The organism is Paraeggerthella sp., assembly GCF_048427265.1.
GTDB classification, from domain to species: Bacteria; Actinomycetota; Coriobacteriia; order Coriobacteriales; family Eggerthellaceae; genus Paraeggerthella; species Paraeggerthella hominis.
Genome location: NZ_DBFOSR010000097.1, coordinates 22,766 through 28,854, shown reverse-complemented (window position 1 = coordinate 28,854; position 6,089 = coordinate 22,766). Strand labels below are relative to the sequence as shown.

Below are 6,089 nucleotides of genomic sequence, written 5' to 3'. Positions count from 1 at the left end.
CTTCACCGGCCACGGCTGCGCCGTGAGCCAGGCGGCAGCCGACATGATGGCCGACCTGATCACCGGCGAAACCATCGCCGAAGCGCAGCGCCTTTCCAGCCTCTACCTGGACATGATCAAGGGTCGCCCGCTCACCGACGAGGAGCGCGCCGACCTCGACGAGGCCGCCGAGCTCGAGTCCATCGCCCGCATGCCCGCCCGCGTCAAGTGCGCCGAACTTGCCTGGCGCACGCTGGAGAAGTTGCTCGAGCAGGAAACGGAGGCAGGACGCAAGGCGCAGTGACGTCGAAACGACAGCGCGCCAGCAAATGCGTCATCCATCATGTTACGCCAGGCAGGGCTAGCTCGCCACGGTATCGTCCGCCGTCGGAGCCTTGACGGCATCGGGTTCGGCAGCGGGCGGGGCTGCGAAAAGCCGGTTGTATCGGGCCACGTTGGTGCGGCGATCCATCATGACGGCGTAGACCACAAGCGCAGCCGCCAAAGCGAAGCAGCCGAACATCGCGAGCGCGGCGAAGGTGCACTGTTGGAACCATCCGAACAGGCCCGGCACGTTCAATCCCACGATCACGAGCACGACAGCCCCGACAACGACACCGCCTTTCGCACTGCGCGCCCTGTCCTTTTGCTCGGACGCGTAGAAGTCATCGATATGCGGATGCCCTTCGAGAAACGCTCGATGCTCTTTCCACGTGGGTTTCACCAGAAGAAGCGCCATCGCAACCCCTATTGAGAAGAAGATAACGAAAGGTGACGGATTCACGTTGGGGCCCATAGTTGCGAAGTTGATGCCCGCTTCGAATCCAAGGATCACCACGGCGACGGCAGCCGCGACATCCCACGCGCGCCGGCGCATGTGCTCATCGTAGCCCCATGCGTCCGTCGGAACGCCCTCGACGACCGCCTGCCCTTCGCATGCCGCCAGCTCCTCGACGACAGACGACCCTGCGGAAGCCGCTTCGCGTCCGGCGAGGTCGCCACGCACGAGGTCGTCGAGAGAGCAGCCGAACAGATCGCATATCTTGGTAAGCTTGTCCATTTCGGGATAGCTCTTCTCGGCCTCCCATTTCGCCACTGACTGGCGACTCACGCCGATTTGCTGCGCCAAATCCGCCTGGCTCATATCCTATAGGTCGCGCAGATGCTGAAGGTTGTCTCGGAAGCTCATGGGCGTCTCCTCACGCTCGCAAAACATCGTGCTCACGCCTTGCATCATGCACCGTGCGAAAGGGGCGCTGCAACCAACTTGCGGATGCTTTTTCGCGAACGGATGACAACCGACAGTTGTCTTTCCTGATCAACCCGCATCTTCGCCTTCGCGAACCGAGATGAACGCCCTATGCGCAGCGATTGGCAACGCGATCCCGCCGGGCAAAAGCTGCCGGAAACCCCAATCAAGGAGCCCTGCCGCATGTCGCTGCGCACGCTCGTAGGCCCGAACAGGAAAGGACGCCCCCGCCCCCCGTCTGATGCGAGACGGAGGCGTCTTTTGCGTACCGCTACTCGGCGTAGTCGTGGATCACGGCTTCGATGTTGTTGCCCTCGGCATCGAGGACGAACGCCGCATAGTAGCCGGGATGATAGTCGCGGGGACCGGGCGCACCGTTATCGGTGCCGCCAGCGGCAAGCGCCGCCTCGTAGAAAGCCCTCACCTGGTCGGCACTCTTCGCAAGAAGGGCAACGTGCGCGGGGACAGGCTCGGCGCCTTCGGACAGCGGAGCCACCCACACGTCGCCCGGCTCGCCCTCCACGTGCAGCTGCAGGCCGCCGGGATACTCGATGCCCCGCACGTAGCCGAGCGGCGCCAGCGCCGCCGTGTAGAACGCCTTGGCACCTTCGACGTCCTTCACTTTCACGCTTATGTGATCGATCATCGCGAACCTTTCTCTCAGGAATGCCGTCGCACGCAGTGTACCACGCGCGACGCGGCGACCGCGGGCAGCCCCGCGCGCGACGGCTCGCGACGAAAGACGACCGAGCCAATGCCGGCACCGTCCGTCCGCCCTCCCCATGTTGCGCCCAAGCCCGACCATGCACCAACCCGCATAGCAACTCGGGTGCAATTCGCTACCGCAAAATGATATTGTCGCCCGAAACGGACGGGTTTCGGCTCGATTCCGTCCGTTTCGGGCGACAATGCATCTTGCAGCAAAAGGGTCCGCCGCAGGTCGTTCGAACCTGCGGCGGACCCTTCTTATTGCATCGTCCCCGAACGTTAGAAGTCGAACATCGCCGTCGAGAGGTAACGCTCGCCTGTATCGGGAAGAATGACCACGATGGTCTTCCCCTCGTTTTCCGGGCGGCGCGCCAGCTCGGTGGCGGCGGCCACGGCCGCTCCCGAAGAAATGCCCACGAGCAGGCCTTCCTTCGCCGCCAGCTCGCGCCCCGCCGCGAAAGCGTCCTCGTCGGCCACGGTGATCACCTCGTCGTACACCTCGGTGTCCAGCGTGTCGGGCACGAAGCCCGCGCCGATGCCCTGGATCTTGTGCGCGCCCGCGCGTCCCTCGGACAGCACCGGCGAAGTCGCAGGCTCCACGGCAACTACGCGAACGTTCGGGTTCATGCGCTTCAGGTACGCGCCCGTGCCGCTCACCGTGCCGCCCGTGCCCACGCCCGCCACGAAGATGTCCACATCGCCGCCGGCAGCTTCCCAGATTTCCGGCCCCGTGGTGGCCTCGTGCACCGCCGGGTTCGCCGGATTCACGAACTGGCCGGGAATGAACGAATTGGGAATCTCGGCCGCCAGCTCGTCGGCGCGCGCGATGGCGCCCTTCATGCCCTGCGCGCCCTCGGTCAGCACGAGTTCCGCACCGTATGCCTTCATGAGGTTGCGGCGCTCGACCGACATCGTTTCCGGCATGGTGATGATAAGGCGCATGCCGCGCGCAGCGGCGATAGCAGCCAAACCGATGCCGGTGTTTCCCGACGTAGGCTCGATGAGCACGGTGTCCTGGTCGATAAGCCCATCGGCCAACGCCTGGTCGATCATGGCCTTCGCGATGCGGTCCTTCACCGACCCGCCCGGATTGAACGATTCAACCTTGCCGACGATCTTCGCCTTCAGGTTGTGGTTGCGCTCGTAATTCGTCAGCTCCACCAGCGGCGTAGCGCCGATCAGCTCCGACACGCTCTTGTAAACCGTCATATCTCGCCCGCTTTCTCATCTGCGCCCGGCAAGCTCCCGGCCGACAATCGGCCTCAACCCCAGGCTTCCCTTGTGTCGCAGTAAATCCTACTTTCTTTATAGGTTTTAGTCAAGAACCCCTTCCGGCAAAATCTCGAATCCCTCGGCATCCAACTCCGGCGCGCCCTCGGCACGTCGCCGGGCAACCAGCCGCTTCGCTGCAGGAATGGACGCCAGCAGCGCCGCTCCCATGACGACGCTCGCCACGATGACCATGATCCACACCGGCGCGAACGACAGGTAGGCGTCGAACATCACGCCCGACACCACCGCTCCCACCGCGGCGCCCAAAAGCTCGAACGCCGTGACAATGCCCGTCACCGTGCCAAGATCCTTCTTGCCGTACTCCTTCACCACCATGATAGGCGGCGCCACCGTGCCCATGCAGGTGGCGAACCCGAAGAACAAGCAGGCCAAAATCGGGCCCCAGTCGGTAGCGGGAAACAGCAGCATGACGCCAGCCAAAACCGACGTGATCGTGCCGAGGATCGTACCCGTGCGCATGCCCCATCGATCGTAGATGGCGCCGAGCGCCACCTTCGCCACGATGACCACCGCCAGGTAGAACGACCATACGCTGCCGGCCCACAGGGTCGAATGGCCGCCGGTGACCACTTCGGTGCCCCCTACGGTCACGCTCGTCATGTTCGCAATGGAGTTCGTGATGATGCAGCCGTTCGTGATGCCCATGGCCACGAACCCGATCACCAGCAACCAGAACGCCGAGCTCGAGCGCAAGGTCTTCCATCCCACCGAAACGTTAACGGGAACGTCGGGCGAGCGATCTTCCTTCACCTCCTCGACCTGGCCCGCGCCGTAAGGGACCATGCCCTTGTCGCTCGGGCGCGTGCTGAACGTCGCCAGCACAAGCGGCAGCGCAGCCACGAAGCACACCACGGCCAGCAGCAAAAACGCCGCACGCCAGCCCGACGCCTCGATCATGGCGCTCGTAGCCGGGGAGAGCACCACCCCGCCAAGACCCGATCCTGAAAGCGCGATGGACACTGCCAAGCCGCGCTTGAGCGTGAACCAGTTCGAGATGACCACCGAAACCAGTAGGCGCGTGCCCGCGACCACCACCATGCCAGCCACCACGCACAGCGCGTACAACTGCCAGGCGGCCGTGATGAACGAGAGTCCCACCAGCACAAGAGAGCTGGTCAGCACCGTCACCGTACCCAGCACGCGCGCCGAGCACGTATCGGTAAGCCGCCCGATCACCAGCGACGCGAACACCGCAACCACCGTGGTGATGGAAACGCCCGTGTTGAATTGCCCCACCGTCAACCCTAGGTCGCGCACGATATGCGTCTGGAACAACGGGATGCAGTTCACGAACACCGTGTAACACGTCGCCATGATCAGCAGGCCGCCCGCAACGATCCACCACCCGTAGAAGATCTTCCCCTCGCTCGACCCCTTTTCAGCCATGCTTCCTCATTTCCCCAGCTTATCCAAATGCCGAATAAACTCGATGTAGAACCCCACTCCGCGCTTGAACGCGTCCACGTCCAAATTCTCGTCTTGCCCGTGAATACGCGTGCGCTGATCGCCCTTGAACAAGATGCCCGCGAACCGGTACGTGCGCGGGCACGCGCGGGCAAAATGACGCGCATCGCTGCAGCTGGTTTGCACGTACGGCGCGATGCCCGCCTCGGGATAGACCGCGTGAATCACGCGACGCAGATAGTCGAACGCCGGGTCGTCCTCAAACGGCGAGACCGGAGACGGCTCGCTGACCTCGAACAGCTCGTACGCGGTATCCTCGTCGAAGCGCTGCTTGATGCGAGAAAACGCATCGTCGACGGTCTCGCCGGGATCGACGCGCACGTTAACGGTGGCTTTCGCCTGCTTGGAAATCACGTTGTGCGCCTTCGATCCCTCAAGCTGCGTGAGCGCGTACGTGGTGCGAACCATGGCGGCCGTTTCGGGGTCGCGCTGCATGATGCGAACCACTAAAGGCCGAAACAGCCACAAGTTGCCGAACACCAAGCGCAGGCCGAAGCCGCCGCGCGCGGCCAGCTCCTTGAGCATGGCCGCCACCGGATCGGACAGGCGCGACGCGGGAGGATTCTGCTGCAATCCGTCCAACCCCGCCACCAGCTTCGCCGCGGCGTCTTCAAGCGAAGGGGTTGCCGCATGGCCCCCTGCGGAGCTCGTGGTGACGCGCGCGTTGAAAATGCCCTTTTCCGCCACGCCCACAACGGCGAATTGGCCGCTCACGCCTAACGGAGGGTTGTCGATAACCGCCCCGCCTTCGTCAAGCACCAGGTAAGGAACTCGCCCGATGCCCTTCAGGTACTCGACCATGTGCGGAGCCGTGTCGCCGCCGTCCTCTTCGGTGTTCGACGAGAAGAAGTAGATGTCGCGCGGAGGAACGTATCCTTCCGAAAGCAGTTGCTCGGCCGCCTCAAGAAGCCCGGCCCAGATGCACTTCGTATCCACTGCGCCGCGCGCATAGATCTTCCCGTCCGCAATGTCGGCGGCGAACGGATCATGCGACCATCCATGCGGGTCGGCCTCCACCACGTCGTGGTGCGCCATGAGCACCACCGGGGCAAGCGCGCGATCGGATCCTTTCCAAAGAAGCGAGATGCCGTATCCGTCGATCATTTCAAGATCCATAGACGCGAACACGCGCGGATACAATCGGCGCAGCTTGGGCACGAACTCGTCGAAAGCGCTGTGGTCGGCCTCGGGGTTGCCCGCACCCCACACGGTAGCGCTGCGAAGCATTTCGCGAAAACGCTCGACAGCCTCATCCGATCCCATCGCCTGACTCTCCGGCAACGGATCGGAAACGGGCGTCGGCCTAAGCCTTACGGCATTCACCGTCAATACGACTGCGAACAGCGCGACAATCGCAACAGCAAAAACGAACACGGTCATATACGAACCCTTCTCT

General features: G+C 63.4%; 6 protein-coding genes. 1 reads left to right on the top strand and 5 read right to left on the bottom strand.

Translation table 11 applies throughout. The features are described 5' to 3' along the window. Nucleotides 1–283 (top strand): iron-sulfur cluster assembly scaffold protein (locus tag ACMNI9_RS08890; RefSeq protein WP_418830116.1); only part of this gene is annotated, 283 nt, incomplete at its 5' end. A gap of 57 nt (nt 284–340) precedes the next feature. Here the strand turns inward: ACMNI9_RS08890 and ACMNI9_RS08885 are convergent. The 5 genes from ACMNI9_RS08885 to ACMNI9_RS08865 form a co-directional block, all read right to left on the bottom strand. Then, the gene (locus ACMNI9_RS08885) at nt 341–1,123 is read right to left on the bottom strand and encodes a helix-turn-helix transcriptional regulator (protein WP_418831685.1); all 783 of its coding nucleotides are present in this window, start codon (nt 1,121–1,123) and stop codon (nt 341–343) included. 376 nt (nt 1,124–1,499) lie between these two features. Continuing rightward, nucleotides 1,500–1,874, bottom strand: coding sequence for a VOC family protein (locus ACMNI9_RS08880; protein WP_418831683.1), 375 nt, complete (start codon nt 1,872–1,874; stop codon nt 1,500–1,502). Nucleotides 1,875–2,215: 341 nt separating this feature from the next. Then, entirely contained in the window at nt 2,216–3,145 is a 930-nt protein-coding gene (gene cysK, locus ACMNI9_RS08875; protein ID WP_114567514.1) for a cysteine synthase A, read from the bottom strand. Nucleotides 3,146–3,250: 105 nt separating this feature from the next. Continuing rightward, nucleotides 3,251–4,615, bottom strand: coding sequence for an MFS transporter (locus ACMNI9_RS08870; RefSeq protein ID WP_418831681.1), 1,365 nt, complete (start codon nt 4,613–4,615; stop codon nt 3,251–3,253). 6 nt (nt 4,616–4,621) lie between these two features. Beyond that, on the bottom strand, nt 4,622–6,073 hold the full coding sequence (locus ACMNI9_RS08865; protein WP_418831679.1) for a M20/M25/M40 family metallo-hydrolase: 1,452 nt from the start codon (nt 6,071–6,073) through the stop codon (nt 4,622–4,624). Nucleotides 6,074–6,089 lie beyond the last annotated feature (16 nt).